Source organism: Streptomyces yokosukanensis, from assembly GCF_001514035.1.
Lineage (GTDB): Bacteria > Actinomycetota > Actinomycetes > Streptomycetales > Streptomycetaceae > Streptomyces > Streptomyces yokosukanensis.
Genome location: NZ_KQ948224.1, coordinates 1 through 17,871, shown reverse-complemented (window position 1 = coordinate 17,871; position 17,871 = coordinate 1). Strand labels below are relative to the sequence as shown.

Annotated in this window: 7 protein-coding genes; 4 read left to right on the top strand and 3 right to left on the bottom strand. The window is 73.8% G+C overall.

What is annotated here, in order from left to right; all coding sequences use genetic code 11:
• Nucleotide 1: 1 nt before the first annotated feature.
• Both AQI95_RS35160 and AQI95_RS35155 read right to left on the bottom strand, forming a co-directional pair.
• The gene (locus AQI95_RS35160; protein ID WP_079071745.1) at nucleotides 2-3,931 is read right to left on the bottom strand and encodes a type I polyketide synthase; all 3,930 of its coding nucleotides are present in this window, start codon (nucleotides 3,929-3,931) and stop codon (nucleotides 2-4) included.
• Entirely contained in the window at nucleotides 3,924-12,626 is an 8,703-nt protein-coding gene (locus AQI95_RS35155; RefSeq protein ID WP_067133693.1) for a non-ribosomal peptide synthetase, read from the bottom strand. The genes AQI95_RS35160 and AQI95_RS35155 overlap by 8 nt, the downstream gene beginning before the upstream one ends.
• 453 nt (nucleotides 12,627-13,079) lie before the next feature.
• Here AQI95_RS35155 and AQI95_RS35150 point away from each other — a divergent pair, with 453 nt between their 5' ends.
• Entirely contained in the window at nucleotides 13,080-14,357 is a 1,278-nt protein-coding gene (locus tag AQI95_RS35150) for a phthiocerol/phthiodiolone dimycocerosyl transferase family protein (RefSeq protein ID WP_425264943.1), read from the top strand.
• 50 nt (nucleotides 14,358-14,407) lie between these two features.
• Complete coding sequence (locus AQI95_RS35145; RefSeq protein ID WP_067133690.1) at nucleotides 14,408-14,926, top strand: RNA polymerase sigma factor; 519 nt, start codon at nucleotides 14,408-14,410, stop codon at nucleotides 14,924-14,926.
• Between the two features lie 161 nt (nucleotides 14,927-15,087).
• Here AQI95_RS35145 and AQI95_RS35140 read toward each other — a convergent pair whose 3' ends face one another.
• On the bottom strand, nucleotides 15,088-15,768 hold the full coding sequence (locus AQI95_RS35140) for a helix-turn-helix domain-containing protein (RefSeq protein WP_079071728.1): 681 nt from the start codon (nucleotides 15,766-15,768) through the stop codon (nucleotides 15,088-15,090).
• 582 nt (nucleotides 15,769-16,350) lie between these two features.
• Between AQI95_RS35140 and AQI95_RS35135 the strand changes: the two genes are divergently transcribed.
• Both AQI95_RS35135 and AQI95_RS35130 read left to right on the top strand, forming a co-directional pair.
• Nucleotides 16,351-17,376, top strand: coding sequence for a helix-turn-helix domain-containing protein (locus AQI95_RS35135; protein WP_107121848.1), 1,026 nt, complete (start codon nucleotides 16,351-16,353; stop codon nucleotides 17,374-17,376).
• 35 nt (nucleotides 17,377-17,411) lie between these two features.
• Nucleotides 17,412-17,807 carry a DUF3592 domain-containing protein gene (locus AQI95_RS35130; protein WP_067133686.1) on the top strand — a complete coding sequence of 132 codons (396 nt, stop codon included), beginning with the start codon at nucleotides 17,412-17,414 and terminating at the stop codon, nucleotides 17,805-17,807.
• The last annotated feature ends 64 nt before the right edge of the window (nucleotides 17,808-17,871 follow it).

The following is a 17,871-nucleotide window of genomic DNA, read 5'->3' as shown; positions in this document are numbered from 1 at the left end:
GTCATGCGGGGTCTCCTGGGGGCGGGACGGGTACGGCACGGGTGGTGCGGTCGGCGGCCTGGCGCAGCGCCTCGGCGACGGCGGCGCCGATCAGCGCGACGGGTTCGGGTTCGGTCATCTCGTAGTGGCCGCAGGGCACCTGGTGGTGGTGCAGGGTGCCGGTGATGTGCGGCTGCCAGGCGTCGGCCTTGCCGGGCAGGACGGCGAGGTCGCCGGGGAAGTCCGTGGCCTGCTCCTGGGCGGCGCTGAAGAACAGCACGTCGCCGTGGAAGACACCGGGCGCGAACTGGGGTGCGAGGCGCAGGTTGTTGTGCATGACCTCGGCGATGGCCGCGGCCTCGGCACGGGTGACGGGCGAACTGGCCGCATCGGCAAGCAGGTTCGCCTCGATGCGGTCCAGGACGGCCGCCACGTCGGGCGGTCCGGCCGTGTCCGTGACCGCGTCCGTGTCCGGGGACAGGCCGGCCACCCGCATCAGCAGGGCCGCCACCTGGCGTTCGGCCTCGGCGGCGTCGTACGCGGTGCCGTACGGCTGCGGGGCGTCCAGCATCGCCAGCAACTCCACCTGCTCGCCCCGCTCCTGCAGGGCGCACGCCATCGCGTGGGCCACGAAGCCGCCGTACGACCAGCCGAGGAGCCGGTAGGGGCCGTGCGGTCGCACCTCGCGGACGAGGTCGACATAGGCGGACACCATGGCGGCGGCGTCGGGCGCGGGCGGCCGGGTGCCGTCGAGACCGAAGGCCTGGATGCCGTGGACCGGCTGGTCGCCGCCGAGGTGGGGCAGCAGGCCGGTGTAGCGCCAGGAGACACCGGCCCCGGGGTGGACGCAGAACAGCGGTGCGGCGCCGCCCTCGGGGCGCAGCGGCAGCAGCGGCGCGAGCGCGTTCGCCCCGCCGTCCGCCGGCCGGCCGCCGGTGCCGTCGTCGGCCGCGAGGACGCCCGCGACGGTGGGCGCGGCGAGCAGGGCGGCGGCGGGCACGTCGAGCACGCCGCTCCGGCGCAGCCGGCCCGCGAGCAGGACGGCGCGCATGGAGTCGCCGCCCAGGTCGAAGAAGTTGTCGTGGACGCCGATGCCGCCGATGCCGAGGGTCTCCTCCCACAGCCGGGTGACGGCCTGTTCGCGTGCGGTGCGCGGGGGCACGTGCTCGGTCGTGAGCCGGGGCCGAGGGCCGAGGGCCGCGCCGAGGGCGGCCGCATCCGGGGTGTCCGGCGCGCCGGGCTCCGTGCGGGCGCCGGGCGCGTCGATCCAGTGGCGGTGTCGTTCGAAGGCGTAGGGGGGCAGCGGTACCGGCCTGGCCGTGCCCGGCACCGGCGGGAGCGCGGAGTCCACGCCCGCGCTCCACAGCCGGCCCAGCGCCTCGGCGAGGACGAAGCCGTCGCGGGCGTCGGCCTTGCCGTGCCGCATGGTGGTCACCGTCACCGGTGCCTCCCGCGCCGACCGGGCCGCGGCCAGCTTGGTCAGGGTGTCGGCCGGTCCGATCTCCACCAGGATCGGGCGTCCGCGTTCCCACAGCGCGCCGACGCCGTCGGCGAACCGTACGGTGCCGCGGGTGTGGTCGATCCAGTGCCGCACGGAGGTCGCCTGCTCGTCGGTGATCCAGGTGCCGGTGACGTTGGTGACGAACGGGATCCGCGGCGGCCGCAGCGTGACGCCGAGCAGGTGCTTCTCGTACGTCTCCAGCACCGGGTCCAGCACATGGGAGTGAGCGGCGGCGGGGATGCGTACCCGGCGGAACGGCATGTCCCGGCGGGCGAGTTCGGCCTCGAAGCGTGCGACGGCCTCGTCGTACCCGGCGACGGTGCAGGCGGCGGGACCGTTGACCGCGGCCAGGGACAGCTCGGCGTCCAGCAGCGGCAGTACGTCCTCGACCGGTGCCGCCACCCCGACGGTCGCCCCGCCCGCGGCGCTGATCAGCCGGATCCGTTCGGTGACCAGCGGCAGCATGTCGTCCAGGCCGATGACGCCGGCCAGGCAGGCCGCCGTGTACTCGCCCAGCGAGTGGCCGATGAGCGCGTCCGGGCGGACCCCGGCCGCCATGAGGGTGCGGGCGAGGGCGTATTCGGTGACCACCAGGCCGAGGAAGGTGCTGGTGTCGTCGGCCGTGCCGGGTTCGAACAGCGAGGTGCGCACGTCGGCGCCCAGGGCGGGGCGCAGGATGCGGGCGCACTCGTCCACGGTGTCCCGGTAGACGTCGTGGTCGCGGTACAACTCAGCGCCCATGCCCGGGTACTGGGTGCCGCCGCCCGGCAGCAGGAACGCCACCTGGGCGGGCTCGTCCGGGCGGGGCGGGGTGGCGGGTGCGGCGGTGCGCAGCGCCGCGAGGGCCTCGTCGCGGGAGGCGGCGGTCACCGTCAGACGGTGGCGCAGTGCGGGCCGGTCGGTGCGCAGGGAGTGCGCGACGTCGTCCAGGCGCAGGTCCGGCCGGCGTTCGAGGTGGCGGGCGAGCGCCTCGGCCTGGCTGCGCAGGGCGCCGGCGGTGCGTGCGGACAGCGGCAGCACCAGTCGGCTGCCGTCCTCGGGCGCGCGCGGCGGGGCGGGCGCGGGGGCCGGTGCTTCCTCCAGGATCAGGTGGGCGTTGGTGCCGCCGATACCGAAGGCGTTGAGCGCGGCCCGCCGCGGGTGGCCGGCGGCGGGCCAGTCCTCCAGGGCGGTGGGCACCCGGAAGGGGCCGCCGGCGAAGTCGATCAGCGGGTTGGGCCGTTCGAAGTGGAGGCTGGGCGGGATCTGCCGGTGTTCGAGGGCGAGGACGGCCTTGATGAGCCCGGCGATGCCCGCGGCCGCGCCCAGGTGGCCGATGTTGGTCTTCACCGAGCCGAGGGCGCAGTAGCCGCGCCGCTCGGTGGACTGGCGGAAGGCCTCGGTGAGCGCGGCCACTTCGATGGGGTCGCCGAGCCGGGTGGCGGTGCCGTGCGCCTCGACCAGGCCGATGGTGCCGGCGTCGACCATGGCCTGGGCCTGCGCGGCGAGGACGACCTCGGTCTGTCCGGCGGCACTGGGCGCGCTGAAGCCGACCTTGCGGCGGCCGTCGTTGTTGACGGCGCTGCCCCGGACGACGGCCCGAATGCGGTCGCCGTCGGCCAGGGCGTCCTCCAGCCGCTTGAGGACGACGGCGCCGACGCCGTCGCCGGACGCGGTGCCGGCGGCGTCGGCGGCGAAGGCGCGGCAGTGGCCGTCGGGTGAGAAGGGCCCGTCGGGTACGTAGCGGTAGCCGAGGAGTGCGGAGGGGTTGAGGGAGACGGCGGCGGCGAGCGCGGTGTCGCAGCGGTGGTCGAGGAGGTCCTGGCAGGCGGTGTGCACCGCGACGAGCGCCGTGGAGCAGGCGGTCTGCAGCGAGACGCTCGGGCCGGTGAGCCCCAGTTCGTAGGAGACGCGGGTGGCGAGCGTGCCGAGGGAGTTGGCGGTGGCCGCGTGCACCAGCTCCACCGATCCGGGCTGTCCGGCGTAGCGGGGATGCACATGGGCGGGGTAGTAGCGGCTGTCGCCGCTGCCCGCGTAGACGCCGAAGGTCCCGGTGTCGGCGGCGGGGCCGAGACAGCCGGCGTCCTCGAGGGCGTGATAGGCCGTCTCCAGCAGGAGCCGCTGCTGCGGGTCGACGACGGCCGCCTCGGCGGGGTTGTAGGCGAAGAAGCCGGAGTCGAAGCGGTCGATGCCCTCGACGACCGAGGCCATGCGGATCAGTGACGGGTCGTCGAGGTCGCGCGGTTCGCCGCCGGCGGCGAGGAACTCCTCGTCGGTGACGGGCCGCGCCGATGCGCGGCCTGCGGCCAGGTTGTCCCAGAACGCGTCCAGGTCGTCGGCGCCGGGGAACCGGCCGGCCATGCCGATCACGGCGACGGCGGGCGCCTGTTCGTCCGGCGAGTCCGGTGAGCCCAGGGAGCCTTGTGGGTGCTGTGAGTGCTGTGAGTGCTGTGGTGCGGTGATGTCATGCATGGCCCTGGCCCTTTCCGTGCCGTGCGGAGCGGCGGGCGCGGGCCGCACGCTGTCGCTGTGCCTGTTCCTTGGCTCGGTCCAGTGCGCTCGGCGGGGCCGGGGCGCCCTCGGGCGGGGTCTGCGGATCCGCCGTCCGTGCAGCCGCCGCGGTGCCCGGCCCGGTCCGGGCCGCGAGGTGGCGGGCCAGGTCGCGCACGGTGGGGTGCGCGAACAGGTCGACCACGGAGAGATCGCAGTCGAAGGCCTCGTTGACGGCGTTCTGCGCGGTGACCAGGAGCAGTGAGTTGCCGCCTAGGTCGAAGAAGTTCTCGTCCCTGCCCACCTGTTCGCGGCGCAGGACGTCGCGCCACAGCCGGGCCAGCCGGTTCTCCAGATCGAGGAGCCGCTCCTGCGCCTCGGAGGCCGCTGCGGGCTGCTCGGCGCTGCCGGCGGCGCGCAGGACCCAGGGGGCGCTGCCTGCGGCGTCGGCCGCCGCCCGGTGCAGCGCGCCGAGGTCGGCCCCCTCCTCCAGCACGACGCGTCCGGCCAGTCGCCGTACCTGCCGGGCCGGTTCGCGGACGTGGCTGCGGACCCAGGGGGCGGTGCGGTCGGCGCCGATCAGCAGGTGGGGTTCGTCCAGGGTGCGGGCGAGGTCGAAGGAGCGCAGTGCGGCGGCGGTGTCCAGCACGCGGTAACCGCGGGCCTCGGTGAGCGGGGCGAGCGCGTAGCCGCTGCTCATGCCGCGCTCGTGCCACATGCTCCAGGCCAGGCTCTGCGCGGGCAGGCCGAGGGTACGGCGGTGCAGGGCGAGGGCGTCGAGGTAGGCGTTGGCCGCGGCGTAGGCGGTGTTCATGGCTCCGCCGAAGTAGCCGTTGACCGAGGAGAACAGGACGAAGGAGGCGACCGGGTGGTCCGCGGTGACGCGGTGCAGGGTCCAGGCGCCGTGCGCCTTCGCGTCCAGGGCCTCGTGCCAGGCGGCGGCGTCCAGTTCGCCGACGGGCCGCTCGACGAGGGCTCCGGCCAGGTGCAGCACCGACACCAGGGGGACGCCGAATGCCTCGGTGGCCGCGTCCACCGCTGCCCTCACCTGGTCTTCGTCGGTGACGTCGGCGCAGGTGTACCGGACGTCGCCGAGTTCCCTCAGCCGCCGGTACGCCTCGATGCGGGCGGCGTCCCGGGACGCGTCGGCGAGGTGCCGTTCCCAGGTCTCCTCGGCGGGCAGCGGGGTGCGTCCGAGGAGCAGCAGCCGGGTGCCGGGGGTCTGCAGGAGGTGGGCGGCGAGTGCGGTGCCGATCCCGCCCAGTCCCCCGCTGATCAGGTGGTAGCCCTCGGCGTCGGGCGCTTCCGTACGGGCCGGCTGTTCGGGTGGCGGGGCGAGCCGGCGGACGTAGCGCCGTCCGCCGCGGTGGGCGACCTCCGGGTCGACGGGCGCCTGCGCGGCTTCCGCCGTGAGGAGCGGTACGAGGTCGGTGTCCCGTTCGACGTCCAGGTGGACGCACCGCAGGCGCCCGAACTCCTCCGGCAGCGACTTCAGGACCGCACCGGCCATCGCCTGCGCCGAGGAGGGCAGGTCGTCGTCGGTGACCGCCTGGGCGCCCGCCGTCACGTACAGCACGTCCACCGGTCGGGCGCCGAGCGCCCGCCCAAGTGCCAGCAGGGACAGGGGAATTGCCTGGTCCGGGGATGCTGCCTCGCCCGCGTGCAGGGCGCCGAGGTGGACGACCGTGTCGAGCGGGCGCCGGTCGGCGTCCAGGCCCCGCAGCAGCGCCGCGTGGTCGGCGTCCTCGGCAGGCCGGATCCGGTAGCGGGCGGCGTCCAGTCGTTCGTACGACGCCGCGTCCGTGACCACGGTGCACAGGCCGCCGTCGGCGCGCAGCGACCGGGCCAGGCGCTCGGCGAGGGCGTGGGCTCCGGGGTCGGCGCCGGCGAGCACGAGGGTGTGCCGCCCGGCCGCCGTGGGGCGCGGGTGGTGGCGTTCGGCCCGCTGCCACACGGGCCGCAGGAACCAGTCGGGCAGGGTCGCCGCGGTGCCCAGCAGCAGTTGGGCCTCGCGGACGGCGGCGTCGAAGTCGCCCGCTTCGAAGCTCTTGCGCAGCTTCGTCCGCTGGATCTTGCCGATCTCGGTCTTCGGGATGTCGTCGGTGCCGACCGGGACGAGGAAGGCGGGGCTGACGCCGATCTCCCGGGTCACCTTGCCGGCGATCTCCCGCAGCGCGGCGGCGCGGTCGGGTCCGGGGGCGAGGTGGAAGAACAGGGCGAGTTCGTCGGTGGTGGCGGACGGGCCGGAGCGGACCGCACAGGCCGCGGTGAAGCTGCGGACGACGCTGGGCAGTTCCTCGACGCAGGCCTCGATCTCGTGGCTGTAGTGGTTGACGCCGTTGACGATGATGACGTCCTTGGCCCGGCCGGTGATGTACAGCTCGCCGTCGCGCAGGAACGCCAGGTCGCCGGTGTCGAACCAGCCGTCGGCGGTGAACGCCTCGGCGTCGGCGGCCGGGTTGTCGTGGTAGCCGCCGGTCACGGAGGTGCCGCGGACCTGGAGCCGGCCCACCTCCCCCTCGGCGCGCGGTTCGGTGTCCTCGCCGATGATCCGCATGGCGAAGCCGGGGTAGGGCAGGCCGCAGCTGACGAAGGTCTCGTCGGTGTCCGGCGCCTCGGCCGGGAGCACCGAGTCGGTCACCACCGAGCAGGTCTCCGACATGCCCCAGCCGGGGTGCATCACGTCCTGGGGGAGCCCGAAGGGCCGCAGGGCGTGCAGGAAGCCGCGGGCGGCGGCGGCCACGACGACCTCGCCGGCGTTCATCACCAGCCGCATCGGTGTCAGGTCCCAGTCCCGGTCCTGGAAGCGATCGGCCTGTTCGGCGAGGAGTCCGAAGGCGAAGTTGGGGGCCCACGTGACGCTGACCCGGTGCCGGTGGGCGAGGTCCATCCAGCGCCGGGGGTCCTGGAGGATCCAGGAGGTGGGCGCGTGGATCTGACGGCAGCCCAGGTACACGTCCCGCAGGTGGAACATGACGACGCCGGTGACGTGGTCGAGCGGGATCCAGTTGAGGGTGACGTCCCGTTCGCCGAGTCCGTTCATGGCCTCGGTCGCGGCGGACCGGGTCAGCACGTTGCGGTGGGTCAGCCGCACGGCCTTGGGCAGACCGGTGCTGCCGGAGGTCATGAGCATCAGGACGAGGTCGTCCGGCCGGGCGGCGTACCAGTCGCGGTCCTCGGGTGCGTCCCTGAGCGCGTCGGCCGTCGTGAGCCGCAGGCCGGGCCAGTCCTGCCGGTCCGCCAGCTCGCGCAGACCGGCCTCGAGCGCGGGCGAGCACGCGATCCAGGGCCTGCCGAGCATCCGCCAGATGCCCTCCAGTTTGGTGAGCGCCGCCGAGGGCGTGCCGTAGGAGGCGGGCACGGTCAGCGGGACGGCGACGAATCCGCCGAGGATGCAGCCCCACAGCACGGCGAGGAAGTCCTCGCCGGCGTCGCACTGCAGGATCACCTGGTCGCCGGGGCGCAGTCCGGCCCGCCTGAGCCCGGCCAGCACGCGGGAGGCCTCGGGGATGAGGGAGGCGTAGTCGCGCCGTGTCTCGCTGCCGTCGGGGTGCACGTGCACGATGTCGCCCTGGGCGCGTTCGGCCGCACGGAGCAGGGCCTCGGCCCAGCCGGACACGGACGGTTCGGTCAGCTCCGGGCCCTCGCTGAGGGCGGGTCGGGTGCCCACGGCCGTGCGGGTGTCGCCGTCGGGCGCGGGCCGGGTGGTGCGACGGGCGGGTCCGGCGTGTCGGCGGTCCAGCTCCTCCGGTGCGTTCTCGACGAGGACTTCCGCGGCGCCGACGCCGGCGATGCGGGTCAGGCGCTGCTGCCAGGACTCGGCGGCGGTCCGGTCGACCGGGGGCAGCGCGGTGAGGGCGGCCGTGTCGAGGGTCCCGTCGGCGGTGCGGGGCAGGGTGCTGACCGCGGTGACGCGGACGGTGCCGGCCCCGGTGCGTTCCAGTTGCCGTTCGACGCCCTCGACGGCGTCCGCCCGGCCCGGCACAACGAACAGCCGGGGCGTGGCCTCGTCGGCCGCGGGCAGGGCGACGGCGTCGCGGATGCCGGGCACGGACAGCGCCGCCTGCACCAATGCGGCGGTGTCGGCCGGGCGTGGTGCGGCCGGGGTGCGGGGTCCCGGCGCCGGGAGTTCGCCGAGCCGCACGTCCGGGTCGGCGGACACGGTGTGCAGCAGGCGGCCGAGGGCGCGGGCGAACTCCTCGGCGGTGGCGGCGTCGTAGAGGTCGGTGGCGTACTCCACGTGCAGGTCGAGGCCGTCGGGGGTGCCGTCCGGGGTGTGCCGTTCGAGGACGTCGACGAAGAGGTCGAATTTGGCGGTGCCGGTGGCGGTGGGCCGCAGCGGCACCCGTCGCCCGTCGAGGCGGAGTACGGCGGGCTCGTTGTTCTGCAGGGCCAGCATGACCTGGAACAGCGGGTGCCGGCCGGCCAGGCGGGGCGGGTTGAGTTCGTCCACCAGCCGGTCGAAGGGCAGTTCCTGGTGGTCCAGCGCGGCCAGGTCGCGGCGGCGCACCTGGCCGAGCAGGTCGCGGAAGGCGGGGTCGCCGGAGGTGTCGGCGCGCAGCACGAGGGTGTTGGTGAGCAGGCCGATCAGGTCGTCGAGGCCGGGTTCGGAGCGGCCGGCGACAGGGGTGCCGAGGACGATGTCCCCTCCGGCGCCGCAGCGGGTGAGCAGGGCGCTGACGGCGGCGTGCAGCACCATGAACAGGCTGGCGCCCTCGCGCTCGGCGAGGCCGACGAGGCCGTGGTGGAGGGCGGCGTCCACGTGCCGGGTGACGTGGGCGCCGCCGCGCGGTGCGGCGGGCCGCGGCCGGTCGCCGGGCAGGGTGCACTCCTCGGGCAGGCCGGCCAGGGCCGCGCGCCAGTGCGCGGTCAGCCGCTCGACGTGTCCGGTGCCGTCCGGCGCGGCGGCGAGCAGGGCGCGCTGCCAGAGCGCGTGGTCCGCGTACTGCGCGGGCAGCGCGTCCCACGTCGGGGCGGTGCCCGCGCCGCGCGCGGCGTAGGCGGTGTTCAGGTCGTCGGCGAGGGGGCGCAGCGACCAGCCGTCGGCCGCGCTGTGGTGCAGGACGAGCAGCAGCGTCCGGTCGTCGCCGGTCCCGAACAGCCAGGCCTGCAGGGGGCTTTCGGCGCTGAGGTCGAAGCGGTGCCGGGAGGCGGCCGCCACGTGGGCGCCGATCTCGTCGGGCGGGCAGTCGACCCGGCGCAGCCCGGGACGCAGTGCTCCGTGCGGCAGGATCCGCTGGTACGGCGCGCCGTCGTGCTCGGCGAACACGGTGCGCAGGCTCTCGTGGCGGTCGGCGAGGTCGCCCAGCGCGGCCCGCAGCGCCTCGGCGTCGACGGCGGCGCCGACCGGCACGACCAGCGGGATGTTGTACGTGGCCGTCGAGTCGTCGAGCCGGTTCAGGAACCACATGCGTTCCTGGGCGTACGACAGCGGAACGCGTTCCGGGCGGTGCGCCGCGCCGAGGACGGGCCGCCCGGGAGCGGTGCCGGGCCCGTCGGCCAGCAGCGAGGCGAGGGCGGCGGGCGTCGGTCCCTCGAACAGGGCGGTGATGGGCACCTCGGCACCGGTCCGGTGCCGCAGGCGGGCCAGCAGCCGGGTGGCGAGCAGCGAATCGCCGCCCAGGTCGAAGAAGCCGGCGTCCACCCCGACCGTGTCCCGGGGCAGCTTCAGCACGTCCTCGAACAGGCCGCACACCAGGGCCTGTTCGGCGCTGACGGGCCGTGTGCCCGCCGCGGACTCGGTGAAGTCGGGGGCGGGCAGCGCGTCGGTGTCCAGCTTGCCGTTGGCGGTCAGCGGGAGGGTGTCGACGGGGACGCAGGCCGCGGGGACCATGTGCTCGGGCAGCTGGGCGGCGGCGTGGGCGCGCAGCTCGGCCGGGCTCGGGGCGGATTCGCCGGCGGCGACGGTGTAGGCGACGAGCTGCTGGGCGCCGTTGTCGGCGCGGCGTACGACGACGGCGGCCCGGGAGACGCCCGGGTGCCGGGCGAGGACGGTCTCGATCTCGCCGGGCTCGACGCGGAAGCCGCGCAACTGCACCTGCTGGTCGGCCCGGCCGAGGTAGTCGAGTCCGCCGTCGGCGCGGCGCCGGGCCAGGTCTCCGGAGCGGTACATGCGGCTGCCCGGCGGGCCGAAGGGGTCGTCGAGGAACCGCTCGGCGGTCAGCTCGGGGCGGTGCAGATAGCCGGGGGCGACGCCCGCGCCGGCCACGTGCATCTCGCCGACGGCGCCCGGCGGCACGGGGCGGCCGGCCGCGTCCAGCAGGTACACCCGCAGGTCGGCCAGTGGCGCGCCGATCACGCTGCCGCGGCGCGGGTCCTGAAGATCCGCCCGGGTGATGCGGTGGTGGGTGACGTGGACGGTGGTCTCGGTGATGCCGTACATGTTGACCAGGGCCGGGCGGTCCAGGCCGTGCCGGTCCGCCCACGGGCGCAGCCGCTGCGGGTGCAGGGCCTCACCGCCGAAGACCACGTACCGCAGCGCGCCCGCCGGGACCGGTGCGGCCTCGGTGGGCTGCGTCTCGTCGGCGTCCGTCAGCTGCTCGAAGGCGGACGGTGTCTGGTTGAGGACGGTCACGCCGTCGTCGTGCAGGAGCCGCAGGAAGTCCCGGGGGGAGCGGCTGACGGCGTACGGTACGACGACGAGCCGGCCGCCGTGCAGGAGGGCGCCCCAGATCTCCCACACGGAGAAGTCGAAGGCGTAGGAGTGGAACAGGGTCCAGACGTCGTCGGCGCCGAAGTCGAAGTGCTCGGCGGCCGCCGTGAAGAGCCGGACCACGTTCGCGTGCGGCACGGGCACGCCCTTGGGCCGGCCGGTGGAGCCGGACGTGTGGATGATGTAGGCGATGTCCTCGGGGCTCGTGGGGCCCGTGCGGTCGGCGTCGGTCAGGGCGCCGGCCGGCCGTGCGGCCAGGTCGGCCTGGACGGCGGGGTCGTCCAGGAGGACGGCGGGGACGTCGCCGTGGAGCTGTTCGGCGAGGCCGGTCTCGGTGACGAGGAGGGCGGGGGCCGCGTCCGCCATGACCAGCCGCAGGCGTTCGGCGGGGTGGCCGGGGTCCATGGGCAGATAGGCGGCGCCGGTCTTGAGGACCGCCAGCAGGGCGGGCACCAGCCTCGGGCCCCGGTGCAGCGCCAGCGCCACCATCCGGCCCGGTCCCGCGCCGCGCTCGGCCAGCAGCCGCGCCAGCCGGTTGGCCTCGGCGTCGAGTTCGGCGTAGGTGAGCCGTTCGCCCTCGTACGTCACGGCGACCCGGTCGGGTCGGGCGTGCGCCTGACGCTCGAACAGCTCGGTGAGGGTCGCGTCGACAGGGAAGTCCCGCACCGGCGTCTCGCGCGGGTGCTCGCCGGGGAGCAGCAGGTCCAGCTCGCCGAGCGGCGTCGTGGGCGCGGCCTGGGTGAGGTGCCGCAGCAGGGTCAGGAACCGGTCGCGGTGGAGGGTGAGTTCGTCCTCGTCGTACAGGGCGGGGTTGGCGTCGAGGGCCAGCCAGAGCCCGCCGGGCCGGGTGCCGGGCCGGACGCTGATCTGCAGGTCGTCGACGGCGCCGCCGCTGAGGTGGTGCCAAGTGGCCGGGTGGCCGCCGAAGTTCAGGTCCTCGGTGAACGGGACGATGTTCAGCACCGGTCCGTACAGCCGGCGTCCGGTGCCCAGCAGTCCCAGGTCGCGGCGGATGAACTCGCCCCGGTACTGCTGGTGCCGGCGCAGCGCCGCCAGTTCGGCGGCCACGGTGCCCGCGAAGTCGGCGACGGTGGTGCCGGGTCCGGCGGTCACGCGCAGCGGCAGGACGTCGGAGGCGGTGCCGGGAGTGCGCAGGGCGGCGCTGCCGAGCCGGCTCATCGTGGCCATGCCCAGCACGAGGTCGTCGGCGCCGGTCATGCGGTGAAGGTAGGCGGCGACCGCGGCGGTCAGCAGGTCGGTGCGTGTGACGTCCAGGCGGGCGGCGGCTGCGGCAAGGGCCTCTGCCGTGGGGGCGTCGACTTCCGCGGTGCGGCGCAGGAACGGCGTGTGCGGTGCGGCGGCACGGTGGGTGAGCCGGGCCGGTTCGGGCAGTGCGGCCAGCTGGTCCGCCCAGTGCGCGCGGTCGCGGGCGCGGCGTTCGGAGGCGAGGTAGGCCGCCTCCTCGGTCTGGAGCCGGCTCACCGGTGCGAAGCCGGTGGGGCCGGGCTCGCGTCCCTCGGCCAGCGCGTTGTAGGTGTCGGCGAGGCGGCGGCCGAGGAGCTTGTAGCTGTAGCCGTCGAGCAGGATGTGATGGGCCCTCAGCAGCCAGATGTGCCGGTCGTTTGCGAGGGAGAGCAGGGTGTGTGCGAACAGCGGGCCCTTGTCGGTGTCCACCGGGGTCGCGAGGTCGGCGCGGATGCGTTCCCAGGCGGCGGCGTCCGGGTCGGCGGCGTCGCTGACGTCGACCCGGTGCAGCGGCCAGTCGGCCGCGTCCTCGGCGGGGTGGCAGCGAGGGCCGTCGTCCGTGTCGAGGAAGCGCAGCGCGAAGGTGCCCGCCTCGCCGACGGTGCTGCGCAACGCGCTCTCGAACAGACCCGTGTCGAGGGCACCGTGGATCTCCACCGCCTCCGCGGTGTTGTACGCGGCGCTGTCGGGTGCCAGCCGCTGTGCGTACCAGAGGCCCTCCTGGGCTCCGGACAGCGGTCGACGTTCGTCCTCGAAGAGTGACTCCTCGTGGAGTGACATAGCACAACCCTCACGTGGCAAGCCGTAATGTCCGGGCGGGATGCGCCCGACCGGTCGGACAGGGGTGCGATCCCGGCCCGCGGGGCGGGCACGGTCGCATGCCGGGGGCGCGGCCGTTTCGCGGCCCGCCGCCGGTTCACAAGGTCAACACGGTGGGGTCGCGGCGGGAACCCGGTCAAGCCCGATCCGGTCTCCCGGAGGGGAATTCAAGTGTTTCCCTGAAGAGCGCGGGCGCCGGGATAGCAAAGAACTCAACAAGCTTTAGGGAAAATACGCGAGTTGCCCCGGGTGCCCCGCCGCAGGTGGATTCACACCCGCCCAACAATGCACTCTCGAAAGGACGTTGAGCCGAACCGGCGCCGTTGACCATCGGTCAGTGGACGTGGGTTCCGGAAATGAGCCGACGGAATGAGGGCCGAGGTCATGCACCGTGCGTTGTGTCCGGTGGAGACGATGTATGTGGGGCAGCGAAGCCGAGCGGTGCTCTCCAGCACCCTGCGAGGTCGTGTCGACATCGGGGCGCTGTCCGCGGCGTTCGACGGGCTCGCGCAGGCGCATCCCTCGCTGCGGACCCGCATCGAGCCGGACGGCGAGGGCTTCGCGCTGTGCCTGCTGGACGAGGCCGAGCGGCCGCGGCTGATCACCCGGACCGGCGGTGAGGAGGACGCCCACGCGACGGAGCTGAACACTCCTCTGCCGGTCGGCGGGCCGTTGAGCCGGGCCGTCCTGGTCAGCTCGCCGGAGGGCGACGGTCATGTGTTCGTCCTCTCTGTGGACCACACCATCACGGACGGGCACAGCAGCATCGCGCTGCACAACGAACTGTGGGACCGCTACCGGACCCTCGTCGAAGGCGGCGCGGATCCGGGCGCCCCGGCCTGGGCGCCGGGCGAGACACCCGAGTGGCCCGAGCCCGTCAGCCGGCTGCTGCCCGACGCCGACCGGGCGGAGACCGCCGAGTACCTCGACCGGCGGATCGAGGAGGCAGGCCGGCACCCGGTGGAGCTGGTCGCCTACGACGTTGCCGATCCCTCGGCCGTCCAGGGCCGGATCGAGGTGTCCCGGCTGACGCTCGACACGGAGCGCACCGCCCGGCTGCGGCATGCCGCGCGCCGGGCGGGTGTGTCGGTGCACGCCCTGATCAGTGCGGCGCTGCTCGCCGCGGCACGCCGACACCTCGCCGGCGACGGCCCGCGCACCCTCGGCTGTCTGTCTCCCGTGGACCTGCGGTCCCGGTTGGCACCGCCGCTGTCCGCCCTGGTCATGGTGCCGGCAGTGACCACACATCTGCAGACCGTGGACGTCGCGCCGGACGCGGACCCCATCTCGCTGGCCCGCACCGTCCACGCCCGGCTGAGCGACTTCGTCTCGGGCACGGGCCCGCACCACGAGATGCGCATCACGCCCGAGATCCCGCGCCATCCGGCGCTGCAGCTGGCGACGGTGATCGCGACGAACATGGGCGTCGCGCCCGGCCCACGGCTGCCGGCGGGACTGGAGGCCACCGATGTACGGCTGGTACCGGCCCGTGAGCAGTACTTCCCGCAGGCGGGCCGCAGCCCCGTCATGGCGTGCATCGTCTCGTTCGAGGGGCGGCTCGCCGTCGAGTTCCCGCACTTCACCGCCTGCTTCAGCACGTCGTTCGTGCAGGCGCTGCGCGACGACGTCCTCAAGGCGCTCGAAGCGTTGGCCGACAACACCCCCGGGCCCGCCGCCCTGCAGGCGGGCTGAGTCCGCCCCCGGACGCACCGCACCAGCCACTGTAAGGAGCCTCCGCCGCCATGCGAACCGTCGGCGACATCCCCACTCCCCTGACGCTGCTGCCCCGAGCCCAGGCGGGCGACGAGCAGGCCATGAACCAGCTGCTGACCGCGATCACCCCCTACGTGGCCCGGCTGTGCCGGTCCGTCACCCACGACGACGGTGCCGATGCCACGCAGGAGGCCCTCCTCGCCGTCTACCGCGGGCTGCGCACCCTGCGCGAGCCGACCGCGTTCTTCGGGTGGGTACGGTCGGTGACGGTTCGCGAGGCCGTCCGGACCGTCAAGCGCACCGGTGAGGAAGGGCCGTATCTGCGGGTCGAGTCGGGCCAGGAGGAGAACCCGCTGGACGCCGTGCACATCAGTGATGTGCTCGACCGGTTGTCCACGTCCCACCGGCAGGTCCTCACCCTGCGCGCCTACGGGCTCAACGAGGAGGAGATGGCCGAGGTCCTCGCGCTGCCGGTGGGCACGGTGCGATCCCGGCTGCACCGTGCCCGCCTCCGGTTCCGGGAGGCCTGGCAGCCTTCGGCGGCCTAGGGTCTGGCCGATGGGTCCTGCCGGGCACGCGGGGTCTGGCACGCACGCTCGCCGCGGTTCGCGCCGCCGGTCGGCGCGCCGACCGCGACGGCCACCGGCGGGTAGCCGCCGCCGGTGGCCGTCGTCGGTGGCCGTCGTCGGAAAGGAGGAGCCGGGAGCCGCTATGCGATGAAGTCCGGTAGCACCTGCGGGGGCCACTGGCCCGGCGCGAACAGACCCATCGCATGAGCACGTGCCACGAGGGCGGGACGGTTGGGGGCCTCGAAGCGGCGCAGCAGCTGCCCCACCCGGTATTCGACTCCCTGGCGACTGAGGTAGACGCGGGCGGCCAGCTGCACGGTCGACGCGCCGCCCGCCACGCCTTCCAGGACGCGTGCGTCGAGTTCGCTGAGCGTCGGTTCGCACGGGCGTGGCACGGGCGCCTCGCCGAGGGGACGGAGCAGGATGACCAGTCCGGCGGGCCCGGCCGGGCCGGTGACCGCCGTGGCGGTCATGACCGCGGAGAAGTCACGGCCGTTGCCGTCCCGGCCGGTCACCCGCTCCGTGAACCAGTTGGTACGGCCTTCGGAAAGGTCTGTGAACCGGTGCCGCAGTCGTACGGGCGGGCTCGCCTGGAGCAGATCGCACAGCGCCCGGCCGCATATCTCGCCGGGGCTCGAACCGAACTGCCCGGCGAATTCCGCTTCCGCGGCCGTGATGGTGACGTCCGGGGAGGTGTGGGCCGTGTAGGTGCGGCGGCGGCCGGCGGCGGCACCCGTGCGCACGGACCGGGATGCCGGACCGGCGCCTGTCCTCGCGGCGGCGGTGGATGAGGCGGTGATGCTGGTGGTCACCACGGACATACCGTCTTTCCCTTTGTACATGGGGGGTGTGATGCACCGCTCCGTATCCGTGCCATCGGCACGCCGGACCGGAGTAAGCGCCTGGTCATACCGGATCGGCGGACGACTGCAGCCATTGATTTTCGGCCAGAACAACGTTGTCGACCCTTTCCGATCCCGAAGCCTCCATGGGTCGATTCAGCCATCGACGCCGTACTCACGGTCGACGAACTCCGAGGCGCACACTGAGGGGCACCAAGGCGCACGAAAACCTCCGGCGGACGAGGGCGTAATTCGTAACACGTCGACACCTCGGAGGCTAAGGGCGGACAAGCCGACTGGCAAGTGTTTGCCTACCCGGGCGAGCCGCGCGCCAACTCTTTTGGCCAGGAGCCCTTTTCGGCCATCCGAGCACGCCGTGCGGCGCAACCGAATGTCAACGCCCCCCCGAAACCACGGCAAATGACAGGGGAAATCTCGCACACACAACTGTGTTGCCGCCCTTGTCAGGGCTTTCTAAAGTATGGGCAACTTCCGGACTGCCTCTCGGGAACAGGCGGCACACGGAAGACTCAAAAGGACCTGAGAGGATCAGAGGGCGAAATGCTCGAGCAGCCGCACTTCGGCCGGCAGCTGAGGAAGCTCAGGACGGAGCGAGGCCTGAGCCAGGTGGCAGTCGTCGGCGAGGGCATGTCCACGGGGCACCTCTCGCGCCTGGAGTCGGGGGAACGACGGCCCACCGCACGCGTCGTCGGCTACCTCGCCCGGCAACTCGGTGTCGAGGAGAGCGCGTTGACGCAGCCGCGCTCTCCCGACTGCCTGAGCGGTGCGCTCGCCGTCGCCGCGTCGGCACCTGCCGGCACGGACAGCGCCGAAGCCCTGCTCCGGGCGGTACGCGACGACGAGCACGAGGACCCGGCCGGCCGCTGGCAGGCACTGTGGCTGCTCGGCCGCATCAGCAACAGCCACGGAGACTACGAACAGGAGCGCGGCCATCTGCTGGAGCTGATCGAGCTGAGCGAGGTGATCGCGGCGCCGGAACTGCGGGTGCGGTCCCACGTCCAGTACGCGCGCTGCCTGTGCGCCCTGGGCCAGACGCCGGCGGCGGAACCGGTCGCGGTCACCGCGCTCACCGTCGCGCGCGGTGCGCGCCTTCCGGTGGCGGACACCATGGCCGCGCTGACGGTGATGATCGGCGTCGAGGCCGAGCTGGGCCGGCTGGACGCGGCCGAGCAGCATGTCGGGGAGATGGAGCGGGACTTGTTGCCCGATGCCGCTCCCCCGCAGGCGGCCGAGGCGCTGTGGACCGCGGCCGTGGTCAGTGACCGCCGTGGAGATCACGCCACCGCGCAGTCCCGGCTGGAGGCCGCGCTCGCCCTGCTCCGGGACGGCGACGATCTCACCCTGTGGACCCGGCTGCGTACGGCCGCGGCGACCGCCGCGCTCCGGATGTCACCCCCGCGCGTCGAGGCGGCCGAGCGTTGGCTGAACGAGCTGGCGGTGGTCCTGGAAGTGATCGGCACTGCGCCGCAGTTGCGGGAACTGACCGCCCTGCGCGCGCGTCTCGCCTTCCACCAGGGCGGTTCGCACGAAGCGATCGGGCCCCGGCATGATGCGGACGAACCCTGATCACACGCCGTGGTATGCCCACAGAATGAGGCGACATGAAGTCACTGCTGCTGTACCTGACCGGCGTGGCGGGCCCGATGTTCTTGATGGTCGCCGGGTTGGAGGTCCGCAACCAGCGAAGGCTGCGACGTGAGGGAAGCCGGATCTCCGGGACGGTCGTGCGCCATGAACAGGATTTCACCGAGGACGACGCCTACTACCCCGTCGTGGCCTTCACCGCTGCCGACGGGCAGCGGTACGAATGCCGCAGCGCCTACTCCGGCCGACGGCACTATCCGGTCGGCCGTGTCGTGCCGGTGCTCTACCTGCCCGGGTCGCCGAGCAACTCTGTCATCGACATGAGGGCCCAGCGTTGGTCGAGGTTCATCGTTCTCGTACTGGTCGGCGGGGCCTTCACCGCGACCTTCGTGAAGTACGTCCTGCTTCGGTAGGCCGACTCCGTGTGCTGATCGAGGCCGGCCCGGCCCCACGTCATCCGTGATCCGATGCGCGGTT

Bases quoted from the DNA above. Each gene is read 5' to 3' on its own strand.
- AQI95_RS35160 (WP_079071745.1), bottom strand. From the start codon at position 3,931: ATGCATGACATCACCGCACCACAGCACTCACAGCACTCACAGCACCCA.
- AQI95_RS35155 (WP_067133693.1), bottom strand. From the start codon at position 12,626: ATGTCACTCCACGAGGAGTCACTCTTCGAGGACGAACGTCGACCGCTG.
- AQI95_RS35150 (WP_425264943.1), top strand. From the start codon at position 13,080: ATGTATGTGGGGCAGCGAAGCCGAGCGGTGCTCTCCAGCACCCTGCGA.
- AQI95_RS35145 (WP_067133690.1), top strand. From the start codon at position 14,408: ATGCGAACCGTCGGCGACATCCCCACTCCCCTGACGCTGCTGCCCCGA.
- AQI95_RS35140 (WP_079071728.1), bottom strand. From the start codon at position 15,768: ATGTCCGTGGTGACCACCAGCATCACCGCCTCATCCACCGCCGCCGCG.
- AQI95_RS35135 (WP_107121848.1), top strand. From the start codon at position 16,351: ATGCTCGAGCAGCCGCACTTCGGCCGGCAGCTGAGGAAGCTCAGGACG.
- AQI95_RS35130 (WP_067133686.1), top strand. From the start codon at position 17,412: ATGAAGTCACTGCTGCTGTACCTGACCGGCGTGGCGGGCCCGATGTTC.